The organism is Gluconobacter cerinus, from assembly GCF_025961355.1.
Taxonomy (GTDB): domain Bacteria; phylum Pseudomonadota; class Alphaproteobacteria; order Acetobacterales; family Acetobacteraceae; genus Gluconobacter; species Gluconobacter cerinus.
The window spans coordinates 3281824-3300122 of sequence record NZ_JAOQNM010000001.1 but is presented as its reverse complement, the minus strand read 5'-3'; the positions used below and the strand labels follow the sequence as shown (position 1 = coordinate 3300122).

Sequence of the window (18299 nt, the reverse complement as noted above, 5' to 3'; positions counted from 1 at the left end):
GGCGTGTCGTTTCGGGAGTTTTCTCGTGACGGTCTTGCGCATGGTCGTGCGCTCCCGCCGCGCGATATACTCGACAGGCGCCTTTTAGCAGGCTGCGGCAGGCCACCATCTGACATTATCGTACGAATTGCCGATGGGGACACTGAAACAGCGCTTCCAGATGGAGACGTCGGAGAAATTCGTATTCATAGTCCCGGCGTCGCAACCGGGTACGTGAACCGCCCTGTTGAAAACAGTCGGGTTTTCGAAGGGCATGTTGGGGGCGAAGAAGGGACTTTTCTAAGGACAGGGGACCGTGGTTTTCTGCTGGATGGAACGCTGTATGTCACTGGCCGTCAGGATAATCGGATCAAACTCGGCGACAGCGTTCTCGATCCGGAAGATATTATTGCTTGTCTGGGAGCGTTCGAGGCCGATATTCGACTATTCTCAACGGCAGTCTTTGATGAGACCATTGGAGACAAAACGTCGCTTGTTCTTGTGACAGAATTACCATCTGGATCTGATGGTGACCTGACGCAACTGGGTAAAGCTATCGGCGAGACGATCTGCACACATTTTCCGACGCGGCGTTGCCGTGTTGTTTTCCTGCGCGCCAGTGCGATCCTGAAAACGCCGAGCGGAAAAATCAGAGTGGCCGAAACCAAGAACGAGCTTCTTCAGGGCAATATTTCGATCCTTGGCGAATATACTCATAGTCCAGCAGGATCTGGCCAGGTGCGCATTCTGAAAATTGCAGAGGGGAAAATGTGAGCATGAGCAGTCCCTCAATGCCTCTAGTTCAACCCGCTTCCATTATGCCGACGCAGGAAGGGCCGGGAAGTATTCGCTTCGATTTTAACGATGGATGCCGCGTTCTCCTGCCTGCTGGTAATTGGCATGTTGTCCTGAAAGATGTGGATACGCACACGGTTTTATTTTCTGAGGACGTGTCTCAGGGGATCGTACAAAGCATAAAAAGATATTACCTGCGCTATCAGATCGAGATTACAAAGAACGGCGAACCCTTCTTTACGTATGAAATGGACCTGAAGGATCAACCCGTTCTCGTCCGAATGCGGGAAGGCGGAATTGGTGATCATCTCGCTTGGTTCGGGCAGGTGGCAGAGTTCGCCCGTAAACACGAATGTCGCCTGACATGCATGGTGCGCCCGGACATCGCCAGTCTGCTCATTCCGGTGTACCCTTATATTCGACTTGTATCGACTGAAGAAGAGGCAGGAAAAGACTATTATGCCTCTTATAAGGTTCTGATTTTTTACAATGACGTTGCCCGCAACCATAGTCCGGTGGATTATCGCGAAGCAGGCCTGGAAAATAATGCGGCTCTTATTCTGGGCCTTTCGAGGACATCACGCCCACCCGATGTTGACGTCATGGAGGGAGGGAGGCCTCTTGCGGAACGATATGTCTGCATTGCGACTCAGGCGACATCCCAGAACAAATACTGGAATAATCCGTTCGGTTGGCTGGAGACAATCCGTTTCCTGAAAAAGCATGGCTATAGAGTCATCTGTATCGACAGGAGCCGGGTCAACGGCGTCGGAACCATATGGAATAATATCCCATATGGGGCGGAAGATTTCACAGGCGCGCTGCCTCTTGCTGAACGTGCGAGATGGTTGCGGCATGCGGAGTTTTTTATTGGGCTTTCCAGCGGTCTAAGCTGGCTTGCTTGGGCAGTCGGTACGCCTATTGTACTGATCAGCGGCTTCACGCGGCCTGATAATGAGTTTGAAACACCCTACCGCGTGATTAACTGGAATGCCTGCAATGGGTGTTCCAATGATATTCGCTGCCAGCTTGATCCAGCCGATTATCTTTGGTGTCCGCGGCAGAGTGGCACTGACAAACAGTTCGAATGTACCCGACTGATTTCTTCGCAGCAGGTAATCGACACAATCATGAAAATTCCCGATTTTGAGGGAGTGTCGGAATGACGACTGCAAAAGCGAATGACATCTTCCAGTCAATCATGCTTGCTGGACATTCCAGTAAGCCTGTTGCGACGCCGCCTGCCGTAGATCCGGCTACTGAGACTGACAGCGTCTCAAAAGTAGATGCGGCTGGCGTTTCTGCGTCATCAACCGAGACCGCGACATTTCCGAGCCCTTCAAACGTACCAACGCAGGAAGGGTCTGCGGGTATTCGTTATGATTTTAACCAAGGGGTCCGTGTCACGGTTCCCAAAGGGATATGGCGCATTCGGCTTACTGATCTTGATACGGACGCGGTTATTTTTGACGGTGAGGGGAGTAATGCGACCTTTCAAAGCCGAAAGAAGCATTACCTGAACGCAAGGATCGAAGTTTTTCAGGCGGGCATGCTCGTTTTCTCTCACGACTATGACGCTCAGGGTAAAAAAATAGCCATTCTTATGGCTGGCAATACGATCGGCGATACGGCTGGTTGGGTGCCATATGCTGTGCGTTTTGCACGAGACCATGCATGCGAACTCACAGTGATGGTATCGGAGCAGATGAAAGAACTGCTTTCCGCGTCATACCCAGATATCAGGTTTGTTGAAAAGCAGGAGTTCAGCGCGTTAAAAGACGAGTTTTACGCCACATATTACATCGGTTTGTTCTTCGGGGATGAAGATAACACCTGGCAACCTGCTGACTTCCGGATTGTTGGATTGCACAGAACAGCAGGCTATATTCTCGGGGTTTCCCCCGAGGAAGAGCCTCTGCATCTGGATATTTCTGAAGAAAGACCGATTGAAGAACCTTACGTTGTCATCGCCAGTCAGGCCAGTGCCCAGTGCAAATACTGGAATAACCCGACGGGTTGGTATGACGTCGTGGAGTTTCTCAAGCGGTCAGGGTATCGCGTTATCTGCATCGACCGAGAAATAAAATATGGCCAAGGCCTTCATTGGAACCAGATCCCGCATAACGCGGAAGATGAGACTGGTGCCCGGCCCCTTCGCGAACGCCTTCAGTGGCTGAAGCACGCAGAGTTTTTTGTAGGCTTGTCGAGCGGTCTCTCCTGGCTAGCCTGGGCGGCGGACACGCCTGTTGTCATGATTTCCGGATTTACACATCCGATAAACGAATTTCAGACACCGTACCGAGTTTTTAATACCAACACCTGCAACAGTTGCTGGCACGATATTCGGCATCCCTTCATGCATAATGACTTTCTTTTCTGCCCCCGTCATGCGGGCACCAGTCGTCAGTTTGAATGTACGCGGAATATCACATCTGGTCAGGTCATTCGGACTATTAAAGCAGTGATGCGTGAATACCCGCTAGAGAGTGCGCATCATCCTTCAGAGTGAATTATAAAACGCTCTTCCCGAGCAAGAGGCAGCTCGGGGAGTCCTTTTTAACCTATCCCCTGAAGCTGTCCCGCTTGCGCTCTCCCTGAACCGCGTTACTGTTCCGGTTCTTACGTATCCGGAAGAACCGGGAAGAAGGAGGCCAGATTGCTTTATTCATTGACCAAAGAGCGCAGCAGTCGGCGTCAGTTTCTGATCGGCGGTGCGGCGCTATCCTGCAGCGCTCTGATGGGATGTGCCTCTTCCAGTGAGGGAAGGTTCTCCAAAGTTGACGCCTTGGCGCGACAGGCCGTGAAAGACAAAGAGACTCCTGGCGTTGTTCTTGCTGTTGGTCATAACGGCGAGATCGCACATCGCTATGTGTATGGAAGCCGGGCTCTGGTGCCTACTCGTGAGCCCATGACTTGGGACACGCGGTTCGATATGGCGTCGCTGACCAAGCCAACAATGACGGCTCTGGCTGTCATGCAGTTGGTGGAACACGGAAAAATCAACATTGACGATCCGGTCGTGCGTTATCTTCCAGAGTTCGCAGCCAACAAAAAATCGGCTGTCACCCTGCGTCTTCTGCTGACCCATTATTCGGGTCTCCCCCCGGATGTGCCGCTTGATAGTCCATGGAGCGGAAAAACAGAGGCTGTCCGTCTTGCCATGACATCGCCGCTTGCCAATCCGCCGGGGGCAAAGTTCGTTTATAGCGACGTCAATTACATTACGCTGGGTCTGATCGTGGAAAAGGTTACAGGACAGCCCCTGAACCAGTATGTCGCTGACAATATTCTAACGCCCTTGGGAATGTCGCACTCCGGTTATCTGCCGGACGCTGCCTTACAGCCTGATATTGCGCCTACGCAGTATGACGACCAACATCACATGCTGCGCGGTGTCGTGCATGATCCGACCGCCCGCCGTATGGGGGGCGTTGCAGGGCATGCGGGGCTTTTCTCGAATGCGCAGGACATGTGCCTGTATGCACAGGCATTACTGGATCGTCTCGCTGGTCGTCCCAGCACGTTTCCGCTTCAAAGAAGTACATTGGAGTTGATGACAACCCCACAACAGCCCGCTGGTAAAACTGACCTGCGAGGACTGGGATGGGATATCGCCACGCACTATTCCTCCCCAAGAGGGGATCTGTTTTCGGCGAGATCATTCGGCCATACCGGCTTTACGGGGACGTCGCTTTGGATTGACCCTGAGAATGACAGTTATGTGCTCATTCTGACCAATAGGGTTCATCCGTCCGGGGGCCACAGTGTCGTGAAACTCCGGCATGATATTGCCACGGACGCTGCTCGGGCACTGGGCGTAGTAGCACACGCCTGATCATGTTCTGAATGGCGGACCTGTCAAAGCTCAAAAATTGACAGCTCCGCCATTTAGTATCGCTTAATCGTCAAGACGGAATGGTGTTAGCCATGCGTCTTGTTGATGAAGTTGACGACATTATCATGCAGTTCGGTGAGGGCTGGTGCATGGGCATAGACCATGTGACCGGATTCATACTGATGAATTTCGATGTTTGAGGCCAGCTTGTGAGGGATCGGGAGATGCTGCATCTCATAGATACCTTCGAAGAAGGGCGTCCCAAGATCGTAGTATCCCTGATTGAGCATAATCTTCAGGCTCGGGTTCTGCTTCATGGCGCTTGCAAGGTCCGGCAGGACATTTGGCGCGCCCTTGGCTGGCCGACCGGCGCCTGGCTGCTTATGCACAAAGGCCCATTTGCCGATTGAATGGGCGCTAACCTTGTATTCTTCGTAGCCGTCATTGAAAGCCGGGTTTGTTCCGTAATGAAGCGTATTGCGCGCATAATCGTTGAAGGCGGATACATAGGCTGACTGCATCGCAGCAAACTGGGGGTCATAGTCAGGGGTCTGCGCCAGTGGATCAATGGCAGGCCCGGAGAAGCGACTGTCCAGACGGCCTGTGTCCATTCCGTCATCGCCGAGCAGGGTTTTAGCAAATTCGCCACCACTGACGCGGAGGTCAGCTTTTTTCAGGTAGTCGACGGGAAGGCCCGTATATTGGTGCAGCTTCTGGGCCGTTTGTTCCAGCTTTTCGTCTGAAATGGCGGTGCCGTCCTGAAGGGCGCTGGTATAGTCCGTAAGCGCAAAATGTTCAACTTCGCTGAGGAACGTTTTCAGGTCTTTGGGCTGCGTTGGCAACTTATGATGATACCAGGCCGTGGCAGCGAAGCTAGGCAGGGCAAGAACATAGGGCTGATCAACACTGGGGTTTGATTTCACGTTGTCGATCGAATTGTCGTAATCCAGAATCTGCGACAACAGCATAACGCCATTCAGATCGATGCCTTTTTCAGAGGCCAACTGGTTGGCGACGATTGCTGAGCGCGTCGTGCCATAGCTTTCTCCGAACAGGTATTTGGGAGAGTTATATCGCCCGAAACGGGTCAGAAATTGAGCAATAAAGTCCGTGAAGGCTGCGGCGTCCGGGTCTGTACCGTAGAACGCTTTTTCCTTGTCTTTGCCGACAAGGCGCCCAAAGCCAGTACCTGGCGCATCAATGAAGACAAGATCCGTGGCATCCAACGGGCTGTCATTGTTATCAATCAGTTTGTACGGGGCCGCTGCTGTGTGGCTGTCATCTGCAGTGACGATACGATGTGGGCCAAAAGCACCCATATGCATCCAGACACTCGAAGAACCGGGACCACCATTATAAACAAACGTAATCGGGCGGTTCTCTGCATGCGCGCCCTTCTTGAAATAGGCCACATAGAAAATAGAAGCGACGGCGTCCGGGTTTTTCTTTTCAGCTTTTGGATCGCTGGGGCCGGTATCGGAATCATCCCATCCTTGGGCATGAACAATCAGCGTGCCGGTGACGGCCTGATAAGGAATGTGCTGACCACGAATGGTTACAGCCCCGTCTGATACAACCTTCTGGGGTGTTGTCAGAAACTGCGATGCCGTTTCAGCCTGTTTGACGTTGTCAGAGACGGGGGCTTCCGCGTGAGCTGTGAGACATGTGGCTGCCAGCAGGCTGACAGCAAGAAAAGAACGGGTCAGGATGCCTGAACGCATGGGTAACTCCTTACAGATTAAAATGATTTTGTAAGGAATACGGAACCGTTACAAGTTCAGGATCTGGTGAGGGAAATGCGGCACCTCTGAACTGTCACGTTCTGTCTGACGAAACAGGGGCATACCGCACTCTTTTCGTTGAAAATAATATTTTCGCAATCTTCAGAACGATCGTTTTCCGATAGCGGAATGATGATCCAGACGGATGTCCAGATCATCGTTCAGCTTTGTTTCAGGCCGCGGGCGTCAAACGCTGGATGCGCATGGCCTCCTTGCGATGAGCCCCAAGGATATCCCCCAGATTTTTCAGCACAGGCTGCCCGTTCTCAACCAGAATTTTGCCGTTGACGATGGTGGTTCCTGCAGTCGCCGGGGCGCAGCGAAGCCACGCCTCCACAGGGTCCGTCAGAGCCCCTGCAAGGGAAATGTCCGACATCTGCCAGATAACCAGATCCGCACACGCCCCGGGACGAAGATGCCCGATCTCATCATCCCAGCCCAGGCAGGCCGCTCCACCGCGTGTCGCCATATCCAGAGCGTCTCGGGCTGTCATGGAGTGTGGGCCATTGCGGAAGCGACCCAGAAGCAGCGCCATGCGGGTCTCCAGCCAGAGCGATGCATGGTCTGTCGATGCTGAACCGTCACAACCAAGCCCCACACGCATCCCACGACGCCGCATATCCATGGCATCCGCAGAGCCGCCTCCAATCATCATGTTGGAGCAGGGACACTGCGCCGTGCAGACGCCAGCGTGCGCCAGACGGTCGATTTCGTCAGAGGAAGGGTAAATGTAGTGTGCCACCCAGGAGCGAGGGCTGGCCCAACCTACACGTTCGAAATATTCTGTCGGTGTGCAGCCATAGACCTCCGCACAATAGCGGTCCTCATCGTGATCTTCTGCCAGATGGGTGTGTAACCTGAGGTCATATGTGTCTGCCATGGCGGCAGATTCTGTCATGATCCTTTCGGAGACGCTGAACAGAGAACAGGGCGCCAGAGCCACTCGAGCCATCGCGCCTGGAGAGGCATCATGATAGGTTTTTACCAGCCTTTCGCTGTCTGCCAGAATGGTCTCTTCGTCCTGCACGACAGATGCGGGGGGAAGTCCTCCATCCTCTACGGATCGCGTCATGGAGCCGCGAGTGGCATGGAAACGAAAGCCTATATCCCTGGCCGCACGAAACTGGGCGTCGATCAGAAAGGGCTTGGGATGGACATACATGTGATCCATGGATGTCGTGCAGCCCCCCATCAGCAGCTCAATCATCGCAACCGCTGTTGAAAGGTAAACAGACTCTTCGTCCAGTCCGGCCCAGAGCGGATACAATCCCTGAAGCCACTCGAACAACGTCCCATTGGTTACGGGGGCATAGGAGCGTGTGAGATTTTGATACATGTGATGGTGGGCATTGATCAGGCCCGGAGTTACCAGCTTTCCATTAGCCGATATGATTTTTTCTGCTTGTGGAGCAGCTTCCCCGGAGTGACCTGTGGAATGAACGCGCCCGTCTTTAATGGCGATCCACCCATTGGGGATTTCCCAATTCCGATCAATGTACAGAGAAGCATTTGTGATGAGGAGGTTGACCGTCATTGCGGCATCCTTTCCCAATAACCATCAGCAAGCCATGATCATTCATGGCTTTCGCAGAAGGCCCTGTTCCGGAGATGCGAAGTCCGGATCGTCATCAAACTTGCTTTGAGCGGGCGAGGAAGGCTTATCGTAGCATCAGGCTCGTCCTGCTGTCACGAGTCATGTGCCGCCCAGAATTCTGCCTGCAATGCGGCAGCTTCCTGTTCCAGGAGGGGACCCACAACGTCCACTAGCTGTTGGCCAGCAGCAAAGACGGTCCTGCAAGGGAGATCCAGCGTGGGATTTTCCGCGTGATTGCCGGTCATGTCTTTCAGGTCCTTTTCGGACTGGCCGTAAACAACGCGTCCGATCCCGGACCAGTAGATGGCACCTGAACACATCGCGCAGGGCTCTGCAGAACTGTAGAGCGTGCACCGGCGCAGGCGTTCTGCCCCATAAGCTTTGCTGGCCCGGCTCGCGAGGAGACGCTCGGCATGGGCTGTCATGTCGCATCCTTCTGCGCTGTAGCCATTACCCTGCTCCATCAAAACAGTGCCTGTCTCGTCCACTAGAATAGACCCGAACGGATGATCCCCGCCGTCACGTGCTTTTCTGGCAACATCGAACGCCATACGGAGGAAACGCAGATCGTCTGTTTCTGTAATCATGCAATCAGTTCCTTATTCCTTGACCAGACGGCCATTGATCCAGACACGATCAATCGTCTCAGGCGAGGCATGACAGACAATTTTCTGGGCACAACTGGCGGCACTGTCTTGCGACGATAATCGCAGACTGCCTGACGTGCAGCGAAGCTCCAGCGCATCGAACGCCTGTCCAGGCAGGAGTTGTCCACTTGGCACCCCGAGAGCATCCGCGCCGCCTCGTGTTGCAAGCCAGAACGCTTCCTGAAAATCTATCCTGTGGTTAGGGAGGCCACGTTCTGCCGGAGGAATTTCGGGGTTTGTCCCGCTTTCCAGCATCCGGGACGCCAGAACGGCCTGCCGTGCATTTTCAAAGATGGACGGAGAATACCCGCCTGAAAGGTCTGTGCCCAGCCCACAGTGAACGTGCTCATTGAGAACGTCGCGAACGGGAAGGGCCGCTCCTGCAAAAAAGGCGTTGGAAATCGGGCAGTGGGCAAGTCCGGCATTGCGCTCTTTGACCAGTGTCCGGTCATTCTGGTTCAGGAACCCTGCGTGCGCCAGAATGGTATGGTCTCGCAGGAGACCAAAAGCATCCAGTGCAGACGTGTCTGTCTGGCCTGTTCTCTCCAGAACATGATGATGCTCCCAGTCGCTTTCTGACGCATGGGTCTGCACTCTGACACTCATTTCTGCGGCAAGTGCGCCAAGACCATTCAAAAGCGCGTCGGAGCAGGCAGGAATAAAGCGAGGCGTAATAACAGGCTGGACCAGACCGGCCTCGTTGCCTGGCAAGGCTCGGACGGCATGAATGAAGCGTCGCGTTGCATCGAGAGCGTCCTGAGCGCTGGCCTGACGATAGTCTGGTGGACACAGGTCCGGATGATCCATTGCCACCAGTCCAACGAACCCGCGTTGCCCGTATTTGAGGCATGTGCGGGCAAGAACAAGACTGGCTTCTTCGTGGATCGTGGCAAAATAGAGCGCAGTGGTTGTGCCGTTTCGCAGAAGGGTTTGAACCAGGTCCTCATAAACCGTGGCTGCGAAGGCTGCGTCCGAATAGCGGGCCTCTAGAGGGAAGGTATATGTGCCCAGCCACTCTTCCAGCGGACGATCCAGAGCCGTGCCAGCTTGAGGCCATTGCGGCGCATGAATGTGTAGATCTGTCAGGCCGGGAACGAGGAGGGTGTCGTCTGGTAGGTGAACAAGAGTTTCACTGCTTTGCAGGCCTTGATAGGCCTGTGTGCCGCAGATTGCGCGACGCTGAATGATCCCGTCGTCGCCAACCAGCAGAGCCACATTTTCCAGAAAAGCCTGCTGAGGCGTTCGGGACGCCAGCGCCCGGCCGGTGACGACAAATGCACTCACGACAGAGCACCATACGTCACGCCTTTTCCTTTAAGCCAGCGCCTGTAAGCCACGGACGAACGATCTGCCATGGTCGGAATTTCATATTTTCCGTCCAGTGGCATCAGGCGAGGGCGCTGGTTTTCAAGAATGATCCTGTCCTGAAGAAAAATGAATTGCTGGAATTCAACCAGTCCGTCCAGTGAGGAACTGTCGTCGATCAGGAACATCACTGGGTGCGCCCGGGAACGGGTTGCGGTCATCGGTTGGACGAACAGAGCGATGACGTCCTGTCTCTCGGGGGAGGCCGGGCAGGTTTTATAAAGAAGCGTGGAGAACGGGGCGGCAACTCGATAGGTATAGTCAGTTAAAATCCCGCCGGACGCGGAGAGTGCCGCTTGAGGCTGGAAGAATGTACAGTCGGTTGCCCAGATTTCCGCACCGTCTTCTCGTGTTTCGATCTGATATCGCCGAACTTCGGTTTCAGGCTCTGCCCCAAGGATATTGGTATGAACAAAGGGGAAGTGGGCCATATCGAGGAAGTTTTCGACGACCCTCAAGCCTGACGAATGTACGGCAATAGACCCACAACATACCAGCCGGCGGTCTGGCTCAGCGGCCTCGGGAATGGCGGGGATATCCCGGACGGGCTCTCCAAGAGACGTCCAGAGATAACCGTAGCGTTCCTGCACGGGGAGGGGGCGATTGCCGCAGAGCGCCTGAAACGCATTGTTTTCGTCGCGGGAGATCTCAATCATCCGGTCGAGCAGCATGGTCTGGAAAGTCGCATGTGTCAGATCCCCGACCATAGCCACAGGATACCAGTGTGATAACGTCTCTGGATCGGGGCTGGTCATGGCACGGGCAACCTGCTGCTGGTGACGGATGGGAAGAGTTAATCATGCTCCCCGGCATTGATGGAATACAGAATATTGATAAACCGGAAAATTCTTATTGTGAAATGAGATAAGAAAGGCATGATCCAGTGGTGCGGGAGATTCGTTTCGAAGGGCGCTTTGATCCCGAGCTGTTCCGGGATTTTGCTGTTGCCCGGGCGCGCCTTCTGGCCGTGGAGATTACAGACATGTCTGTTTCAGATCATTGTTTTTCAGTTCGGCTGGTGGGTGAGGAAGCACTTCTCGGAATGTTCGAGATGGCATGTCTTCTCGGGCCAACAGGCTGTATCGTGACAGGCACGGAGAGCCTCGGATGACGGGATGGTTTCCAGTTGCTCTCAGTATGGATGTTCCCGCTGGAACAGCAGCTCCGGCACGCTTGTCTGGTAAAGAAATTGCTCTTTGGCGTGGCGCGGATGGTGAGATCCATGCCTGGGAAGATCGCTGCCCACACAGAGGAATGCGGCTGAGTTTCGGTTTCGTGCGGAACGGAAATCTGGCTTGTCTCTACCACGGCTGGCAGTTTGGAGCAGATTCAACGTGTCGCCACATTCCAGCTCATCCTGAACTCCGTGTGCCGGGCACTATTCACGCGACAGCTTATCAGGTGCAGGAGCGATGCGGAATGATTTGGGTGAGCCTCGATGAGACGCCATCACTTTCGCACTTGCCGGAGGGCGAGGCGTCAGGCGTTCGGAGCTTGCTGGTTCAGGTGCCTTTGCAAACTGCGCGGACGTCTCTCAATATGGAGGCTTCGAACTGGAAGCAGCAGGATAACTGTCTTTTTGCTGTGCATGAGCCAGTAGTTGGCCTGACCATGTTGCATGTTGCGTCATGGACTGTCGCCGGGCAGCGGGAGACTGTGCGACAAGCTGTGCAGTTACGGGAACGTCTGGAAGCCATCAAGGAGACCGTTTCAGCATGAGGTTACGAGACTGGGCACTTGATGACAGATGCTATGCCGTTCGGCTGGGAGCGTCCCTGATGGGAGTGAAGCTGCCTACGGTCACGGATGAGAGCGCCTTGGAAAGTGGCCCAGCCCTTGAACTCGTCGACGATGTTCTTCATGGGCCGTTAGAGATCCTGAAACGGCTCGTAACGCTTCCAGACGTCCTGCAGGAATGGACTTCCGGAGCGGACGAAATGAGGTGGGCAGCGAATGCCTTGGATCGCTTTTCCATTATGCGCAGGACGGTCATGATGGCGTCTCTTCCTGTTGAAAACCCCGCACAGCTCGCGATGCCACTGATGGGCGAGATTGAAGATCGGCTTGCAGAGAACCGCTTGGACGGTCGATGCTGGGTGTCAGGGAATCATCCAGGAGTTGCCGACATCATGCTGTTTCCAGTTGTTGCCTTGAGCCAGGACCTTGAAGTTCCTTTGGATCTCTATCCGGCAGTTCGGAACTTCATGAGGCACTTCAAGGCGCTGCCTGGGTTCATAACGATGCCGGGAGTGCCGGAATGTCACTGAAAAATCCTCTGATGCTCCCGCGGCGCTCGGTACTGGCTGCTTTGGGCAGCTCGCTTGTGATGCCGTCGGCTCTGAAGGCAGCGTCACATCGTTTTGCGCCCATTCGGGAAGAGGATCTTCTGATTGGCTTTGGGCACACCAGCCCCATCACCGATGGCGGATGGAGCCACGCTCACGATCTGGCGGTTCAAGCCGTTAAACGTGCCTATCCAGCTGTCAAAACCCTCTTTGTCGAGAGCGTGCCTTACTCCGCAGATGCAACCCGCATCTTCCGCCAGTTCGTGGCGGAAGGAGCGCAGATGGTAATTTCCACGTCCAATTATGGAGACTTCATTCGCGACGTCGCCGATCGTGCTCCGGACGTTGCGTTCATGGAGTGTGATGGTCATGCTGTCAGCAATAATCTTGGCTGGTATTATATCACGCACTGGTACGCCAGTTATGTCATTGGTATCGCCGCAGCCCGGCTGAGCAAAACCGGCAAGCTTGGCTATGTGGCCTCTTTCCCGGTTCCTTCCGTCTATGCCAGTGCGAATGCCGTGCTTTTGGGGGCGCGCTCGGTCAATCCACAGGCCACGATGCGCGTCATTTCCATCAATTCCTGGTTTGACCCACAGGCTGCAACGGAAGCGGGGGCTGCTCTGGTAGACAGTGGCTGTGACTTCCTGTGCGGGATTATGGACGATCCGGGCTATCTGCGTGTCGCGGAGAAACGCGGTGTCTGGGCTGCGATGTGGAACACGGACATGCGTGAGTTCGGGCCCAATGCATATGTCAGCTCTGTCGTGCTGGACTTTGCTGACTACTATATTCAGCAGGTTGGTGCGCGGATCCGGGGAGAGTGGGCGCCGGAGGGACGTTTTCTCACATTGGCCAAAGGCGTCGATCGGGATCGCTGGGGGCAGAACGTTCCTGACGCTGTACAGAAAGAAGCCGACGCTGCGCGGGATCGGATGCTGGCTGGATGGTCGCCTTTTCAGGGGCCGATCTATGACTCTGAGGGAACGCTGCGGGTTCCAGCAGGCCATGTCATGACTGACATGGAGATGTATAACTGGTCGTGGCAGGTTCAGGGAGTGTCTGGTCTTGGCTGATGTCACGCATGCGTCCAACGCGCCTCCTGCTCATCTTGCAGCAGGAACACCGCCCATTCTGGAGCTGGTGAATATTGCGAAATACTTTCCAGGCGTCATTGCGAACGAAAATGTTTCCCTGAATGTGTTCCCCGGTGAAATTCACGCCCTGTTAGGGGAGAATGGTGCAGGGAAGTCCACACTGATGAACGTGGTCACGGGCCTGTATCAGCCCGATGCCGGGGAGATCATCATTGATGGATATGGGACTACGTTTCCGGCCCCCGACGCAGCCATCGCGGCCGGGATTGGCATGGTGCACCAGCATTTCCGTCTGGTTCCCCGTTTTACAGTCGCTGAAAACCTCCACCTGGGCTGGTCTGAAACACCTCGGCGCCTCGCGGGAAAAGACATTGAAGAGCGTGCCGCCGCACTTTCCAAGAAGTTTGGCCTCCCCATTACACCGTCGGCCGTTGTGTCTTCTTTGTCTGCGGGCGAGCAGCAGCGCGTTGAAATCCTTCGTGTTCTGTCTCGGGGCGCGCGGCTTCTTATCCTTGATGAGCCAACGGCTGTTCTCAGCCCCGTTGAAGTCGGCGAACTGTTTTCCGCTCTTCGTCGGTTTCGCTCTGAGGGAGGGGCAGTTGTTATCATCAGCCACAAGCTTGATGAGATCATGGCGCTTGCAGACCGGGTTTCCGTTCTGCGGCAAGGGCGACTGGTGGGCACGCATCAGACGTCCGATGTAACGCCTGACAGTCTCGTAACGGAGATGATCGGACGCCCTGTTACGCTTGCAACTTCTTATCCACGGCAGTCTTCTACTCCGGCAGGCGGTGGGGCTGAACCTCTGTCTCTGAAACAGGTGACGGTGCGGGATGCCGCAGACGTGGTCCGTCTGGATGATGTCAGTCTTTCGCTTCGTCCGGGAGAAGTTCTGGGGATTGCAGGGGTGACGGGGAATGGCCAGCCTGAGCTGGCAGAAGTCCTGACTGGATTAAAGGCGCCTGAGAGCGGAACGGTTTATTTGAATGGCAAGGCTGCCAATCGTGCAGACCCGGCGATGTTCGCGCATGCGGGTGTGGGACACGTACCGGAAGACCGGCTGAAACGTGCCCTGATGCCGGGGCTGAGCGTTGCGGAGAACATGGCACTTCGGGAGTATGACCGTCCGCCGATTGGTGGCCGATTCAGCTTCTCCATGGCGCAGGCCCGCAAGTTTGCCCAGATGCTCGCAGACAGGGCAGGGGTGAAGCTTCCGGGAACACAGGTGCAAATTCGCGGGTTGTCTGGCGGCAATCAGCAGAGGCTGGTTCTGGAACGTGAGATCAGGATTGCCAGTCATGTTCTGGTGGCCAGTTATCCCAGCCGTGGTCTGGACATCGGGGCTATCTCAGCCATGAGGGATATGCTCGCCCGTGCGCGTGACGCAGGTGTTGCCGTGGTTCTGATGTCAGAAGATCTGGATGAAATCTTTGCCCTGAGTGATCGTATTGCTGTTCTGTATGCAGGGCGTCTCATGGGGGTCATGGATCGTGCAGACGCAGATCGGGAAAGCATAGGCGCGCTCATGAGTGGCCGTAATCTGTCGGAGGCCGCATGAGCGCCGTATCCCCTCGCACGCGTCTTACGGTTGTTCCGTCTCATCGTATTGCCGTTGGGCGCGGGCTCTCCATCCTTGCTGCTCTGGGCATTGTAGCAATTACGCTCGCCGCGATGGGACGATCTCCGATCGAACTCGCCGGGCTCGTCGTTCGATCGACCGTCGGGTCCCGCTTTGGCATTGAGGACCTTGCACTCTTCATGACACCTCTGATGCTCACAGGGGCGGCAGTTTGGGTCGGGATCCGTGTCAATCTCTGGAATATCGGGGCAGAAGGGCAGCTTTATGCAGGTGCGACGGGAGCGACGGCTGTTGGTCTGTTCACGCATTGGCCCGCAATTGTCGCACTTCCTGCGATGGTTGTAGCAGGCGCTCTGGCGGGAGCGGCATGGATTTTTATTCCCGCTGCGGCCCGGGCCTGGCTTGGAGTCAGTGAAATTGTTACCTCTCTTCTTCTGAACTTCGTGGCCTCGCTGCTTGTCTATTATCTGGCAACCGGACCGTGGGCTGATCGCGTGACTGGTGCTCTGGCCTCAACTGAACGCCTGCATGTGGCACTTCCGGAGCTCTGGGGGGCGGTTCATCTGGGGTTCTTGCTCGCATTGGGTATTGTTGTTGGTTTGGGAGTAGGCCTCGCGAAAAGCCGGTTTGGTTATGAAACGGCTGTGTGCGGCTCCAATCCGCAGGCTGCACATTATGCTGGGATTAAGGTCGCTCCCCGTATTCTGGCTGTGTTGCTGCTGTCAGGCGCTTTGGCGGGGTTGGCTGGTGTGTTTGAAGTCGCGGGAACTGTTCACCGGCTTCAGGGTGGCCTTGCCAATAATTATGGATATCTGGGCATTGTCGTGGCGCTTCTGGCTCGTGGGTCGTGCTTTGCCCTTATTCCAGCAGCGCTTTTGATGGCACTGATTCTGGATACGGGGATTGTTCTCCAGACAACCCAGATCAGTTCTTCCGCCGTTCTTGCCATTACCGGTCTGCTGGTTCTTGCCATTGCGGCCGGAGACGAAATGGCAGCCTATGTCCGTGTGAACAGGAACTGATCATGGCACTTCTCAGCGACCTTCTCGGTCATGCCGTTCTGTCAGGCGGTGTTCTGGCGCTTGGTGCCCTCGGCGAAGTGATTGCCGAACGTGCAGGTGTTCTGAATCTCGGGGTAGAGGGCCTGATGTCCCTCGGGGCCGTCGTTGCAGTCATGACTGTGAACGCGACGCCTCATCCATGGCTGGGCCTGCTTGCAGCAGGACTGGTTGGTGGGCTGGGAGCAAGTGTGCTGGCGCTCTCCAGCGTTGTACTTCGTGCCAATCAGGTTCTGTGTGGTGTGGCGATCACCTTCCTGGGGCTGGGTCTTAGTTCTGTAATCGGGCGGTCCGTTGCCGGTGTTCCGGTCTCTGCTGTGTTCGAACCAGTCTCCATCCCGGTTCTGTCTGCCATTCCTGTTATCGGACCTGCCTTCTTTAGTCAGAATATTCTCGTTTACCTGATCTATCTCGTCTTTCCTGTAATGGCGCATTTCTGGCTGTTTCGGACGCGTTCGGGTTTGGATCTGCGGGCCGTGGGCGAAAATCCGGCAGCAGCGGACGCGGTTGGGGTGCCCGTCATGAAGTACAGAGCTCTTGCCGTGATTGTTGGGGGCGTTCTGGCTGGTGTGGCTGGCGCTGATCTGACGCTCGCCGTCGTGCCTGTCTGGTCAGACGGGATGATCGCCGGACGTGGCTGGATTGCCGTGGCGCTGGTGATCTTTGCTGGATACCGCCCAATTGTTGCCGTCCTGTCCGGGCTACTGTTCGGGCTGGTAACGGCAGTTGGGTTCATGGGGCAGGCCAGAGGCTGGCCTGTTGCACCCGCGATCCTGAATACGCTGCCATATCTCGGGACGGTTGCCTGCATTATTGTGCCGATGCTGGCGTTCGCAAAACTGCGCTCTGCCATGGCGGCTCCCGCGGCGCTCGGGACGCCCTATTATCGAAGTGGAAGATAAGCGAACCGGGTGTGGGGTGGGGCGCCAGCAGGCGTCCCAAACACTTTGGTTTGCACCTTTTCCCCATAATCGCGTACTCTGTCTCTTCATTTAGGCATAGAGGGGAGGCTGATGACAAACATTACGGCACTTATTGCAGACGCCGCAGTTTTTGTTTTTCTTCCATGGGTTGTATGGAGGATATTGAAGAAAACAATACCGATTGTGGTTCTGCCAATACTTGTCGGTATATTGATTTCTGTCTGGCATATCCCTGTAAAATCACTTGGTATTCCATCTGTTTATGGAAGCGATATTGGCTGGGTTGCCGTTCTGGTTCTGGCGTTTACTGCCGGTCTTGAAATGTGGCAGTCCCCTGGAAGCGTGGCGGACGATCATGCCCTGCCAGCGCCGACATTGGGGCGTCTGCTAACGGGTGCGGCCGTTGCGCTGGGTGGTCCGCTTCTGGTGGGGTCCATACTCGCCTACGAATTTTTTCTGCCACTTCCCGGATGGCATCCGCCACATGCACAGCCTTGGGTCGCCGCAGCGTCTATTGGCCTGTGCATCGCCGTCAGTGCTTTGCCTGTTCTGATTGGCGTGGTGCGTGAGCTTAATCCGTCGCAACGTCCGTTGGGTCAGTTGGCGCTTAAGCTGGCCGTTGTCGACGATGCTGCTCTCTGGATTGGTCTGGCAATGCTTCAGGTTGCCGAGCGTGGGACAGCTGCCCTCCATGGATGGACGGGCCTCGAAGTCCTCGCGATTGCGCTGCTGGTGGGACTGGCTGTTGCCGGAAACTGGGCTTCCCGTCATTTCAGGAACCCGCCTTCCGCTGTTATCTGGATTGCGGTGCCGATTTATCTAGCTGCCGGTTCGTGGGCCAGCATGCAGCTCGGTCTGCACGAACTGATTGGCGCTTACTTTGCTGGCGCGATCATGCCGCCGTCGTGGGTTCGACGGTTGCCCGTTGAGAAGGTGGGAACGTTCTCACTCATCTGGCTCGCCCCGATGTTCTTTGGTCATAGTGGTCTGAATATCGATGGTGATGCTCTGACATGGCCATCCGTGATCGCCTCGCTGTCACTGGTTGCAATCTCGATCGTGACGAAGATTTTGGCGGTCTATATTTACCCGCCTGCATCCGGCCTGAGCAGGCGTCAGGCGTTGAGCGTCGGTGTTCTGTTGCAGTGCAAGGGGCTTATGGAAATTGTTGCTGCAACGATTTTCCACGCCCAGGGCATGATTTCAGAGTTTGCCTTCGCATCTCTGATGGTTCTTGCTGTCATTTCCACGGTCCTAACAGGGCCCATGTTCAAGCTCGTCGCGCCCCGATCTTCTGCGGTGCCTTAAGCGCTTGAAGAGGAGAGGGGAATTAATCCCCTCTCCATAATAATGCTTCAAAG

Annotated in this window: 16 protein-coding genes and 1 pseudogene; 12 read left to right on the top strand and 5 right to left on the bottom strand. The window is 55.3% G+C overall.

Annotated features, from left to right (window positions below; translation table 11 throughout):
- From M2305_RS15180 to M2305_RS15165, 4 genes and pseudogenes are all read left to right on the top strand, one after another.
- Nucleotides 1–753, top strand: a pseudogene (locus M2305_RS15180) (fatty acyl-AMP ligase); the annotation flags it as partial.
- Between the two features lie 2 nt (nt 754–755).
- On the top strand, nt 756–1940 hold the full coding sequence (locus M2305_RS15175) for an autotransporter strand-loop-strand O-heptosyltransferase (RefSeq protein WP_264649905.1): 1185 nt from the start codon (nt 756–758) through the stop codon (nt 1938–1940).
- Nucleotides 1937–3283, top strand: coding sequence for an autotransporter strand-loop-strand O-heptosyltransferase (locus M2305_RS15170; protein WP_264649904.1), 1347 nt, complete (start codon nt 1937–1939; stop codon nt 3281–3283). Before M2305_RS15175 ends, M2305_RS15170 begins: the two co-directional genes overlap by 4 nt.
- A gap of 228 nt (nt 3284–3511) precedes the next feature.
- Nucleotides 3512–4609 carry a serine hydrolase domain-containing protein gene (locus tag M2305_RS15165; RefSeq protein WP_264649987.1) on the top strand — a complete coding sequence of 366 codons (1098 nt, stop codon included), beginning with the start codon at nt 3512–3514 and terminating at the stop codon, nt 4607–4609.
- Between the two features lie 86 nt (nt 4610–4695).
- Here the strand turns inward: M2305_RS15165 and M2305_RS15160 are convergent, their stop codons facing one another.
- The 5 genes from M2305_RS15160 to M2305_RS15140 all read right to left on the bottom strand — a co-directional run bounded on the left by M2305_RS15160 (nt 4696) and on the right by M2305_RS15140 (nt 10751).
- Nucleotides 4696–6330, bottom strand: coding sequence for a S10 family peptidase (locus M2305_RS15160; protein WP_264649903.1), 1635 nt, complete (start codon nt 6328–6330; stop codon nt 4696–4698).
- Between the two features lie 232 nt (nt 6331–6562).
- On the bottom strand, nt 6563–7924 hold the full coding sequence (locus M2305_RS15155) for an 8-oxoguanine deaminase (RefSeq protein ID WP_264649902.1): 1362 nt from the start codon (nt 7922–7924) through the stop codon (nt 6563–6565).
- A 152-nt stretch (nt 7925–8076) separates the two neighbouring features.
- Nucleotides 8077–8571, bottom strand: coding sequence for a nucleoside deaminase (locus M2305_RS15150; RefSeq protein ID WP_264649901.1), 495 nt, complete (start codon nt 8569–8571; stop codon nt 8077–8079).
- Between the two features lie 12 nt (nt 8572–8583).
- Nucleotides 8584–9915: an amidohydrolase family protein gene (locus M2305_RS15145; protein ID WP_264649900.1), complete on the bottom strand. Its 1332-nt coding sequence runs from the start codon at nt 9913–9915 to the stop codon at nt 8584–8586.
- A complete protein-coding gene (locus M2305_RS15140; protein WP_264649899.1) occupies nt 9912–10751 on the bottom strand; it encodes an aromatic ring-hydroxylating oxygenase subunit alpha in 840 nt (279 codons plus the stop codon). Before M2305_RS15140 ends, M2305_RS15145 begins: the two co-directional genes overlap by 4 nt.
- A gap of 131 nt (nt 10752–10882) precedes the next feature.
- On the opposite strand from M2305_RS15140, the gene M2305_RS15135 reads away from it, so the two are divergent.
- The 8 genes from M2305_RS15135 (at nt 10883) to M2305_RS15100 (ending at nt 18246) form a co-directional block, all read left to right on the top strand.
- Entirely contained in the window at nt 10883–11107 is a 225-nt protein-coding gene (locus M2305_RS15135; protein ID WP_264649898.1) for a hypothetical protein, read from the top strand.
- The gene (locus M2305_RS15130) at nt 11104–11715 is read left to right on the top strand and encodes a Rieske (2Fe-2S) protein (RefSeq protein ID WP_264649897.1); all 612 of its coding nucleotides are present in this window, start codon (nt 11104–11106) and stop codon (nt 11713–11715) included. The genes M2305_RS15135 and M2305_RS15130 overlap by 4 nt, the downstream gene beginning before the upstream one ends.
- Nucleotides 11712–12263 (top strand): glutathione S-transferase C-terminal domain-containing protein, encoded by a 552-nt coding sequence (locus M2305_RS15125; RefSeq protein WP_264649896.1) that lies wholly within the window; start codon nt 11712–11714, stop codon nt 12261–12263. Before M2305_RS15130 ends, M2305_RS15125 begins: the two co-directional genes overlap by 4 nt.
- The gene (locus M2305_RS15120; protein WP_264649895.1) at nt 12254–13357 is read left to right on the top strand and encodes a BMP family ABC transporter substrate-binding protein; all 1104 of its coding nucleotides are present in this window, start codon (nt 12254–12256) and stop codon (nt 13355–13357) included. The genes M2305_RS15125 and M2305_RS15120 overlap by 10 nt, the downstream gene beginning before the upstream one ends.
- The gene (locus M2305_RS15115) at nt 13350–14936 is read left to right on the top strand and encodes an ABC transporter ATP-binding protein (RefSeq protein ID WP_264649894.1); all 1587 of its coding nucleotides are present in this window, start codon (nt 13350–13352) and stop codon (nt 14934–14936) included. The genes M2305_RS15120 and M2305_RS15115 overlap by 8 nt, the downstream gene beginning before the upstream one ends.
- Complete coding sequence (locus M2305_RS15110) at nt 14933–15979, top strand: ABC transporter permease (protein WP_264649893.1); 1047 nt, start codon at nt 14933–14935, stop codon at nt 15977–15979. Before M2305_RS15115 ends, M2305_RS15110 begins: the two co-directional genes overlap by 4 nt.
- Nucleotides 15980–15981: 2 nt before the next feature.
- Nucleotides 15982–16917, top strand: coding sequence for an ABC transporter permease (locus M2305_RS15105; RefSeq protein ID WP_064274479.1), 936 nt, complete (start codon nt 15982–15984; stop codon nt 16915–16917).
- Between the two features lie 111 nt (nt 16918–17028).
- Nucleotides 17029–18246: a cation:proton antiporter gene (locus M2305_RS15100; RefSeq protein ID WP_211507746.1), complete on the top strand. Its 1218-nt coding sequence runs from the start codon at nt 17029–17031 to the stop codon at nt 18244–18246.
- Nucleotides 18247–18299 lie beyond the last annotated feature (53 nt).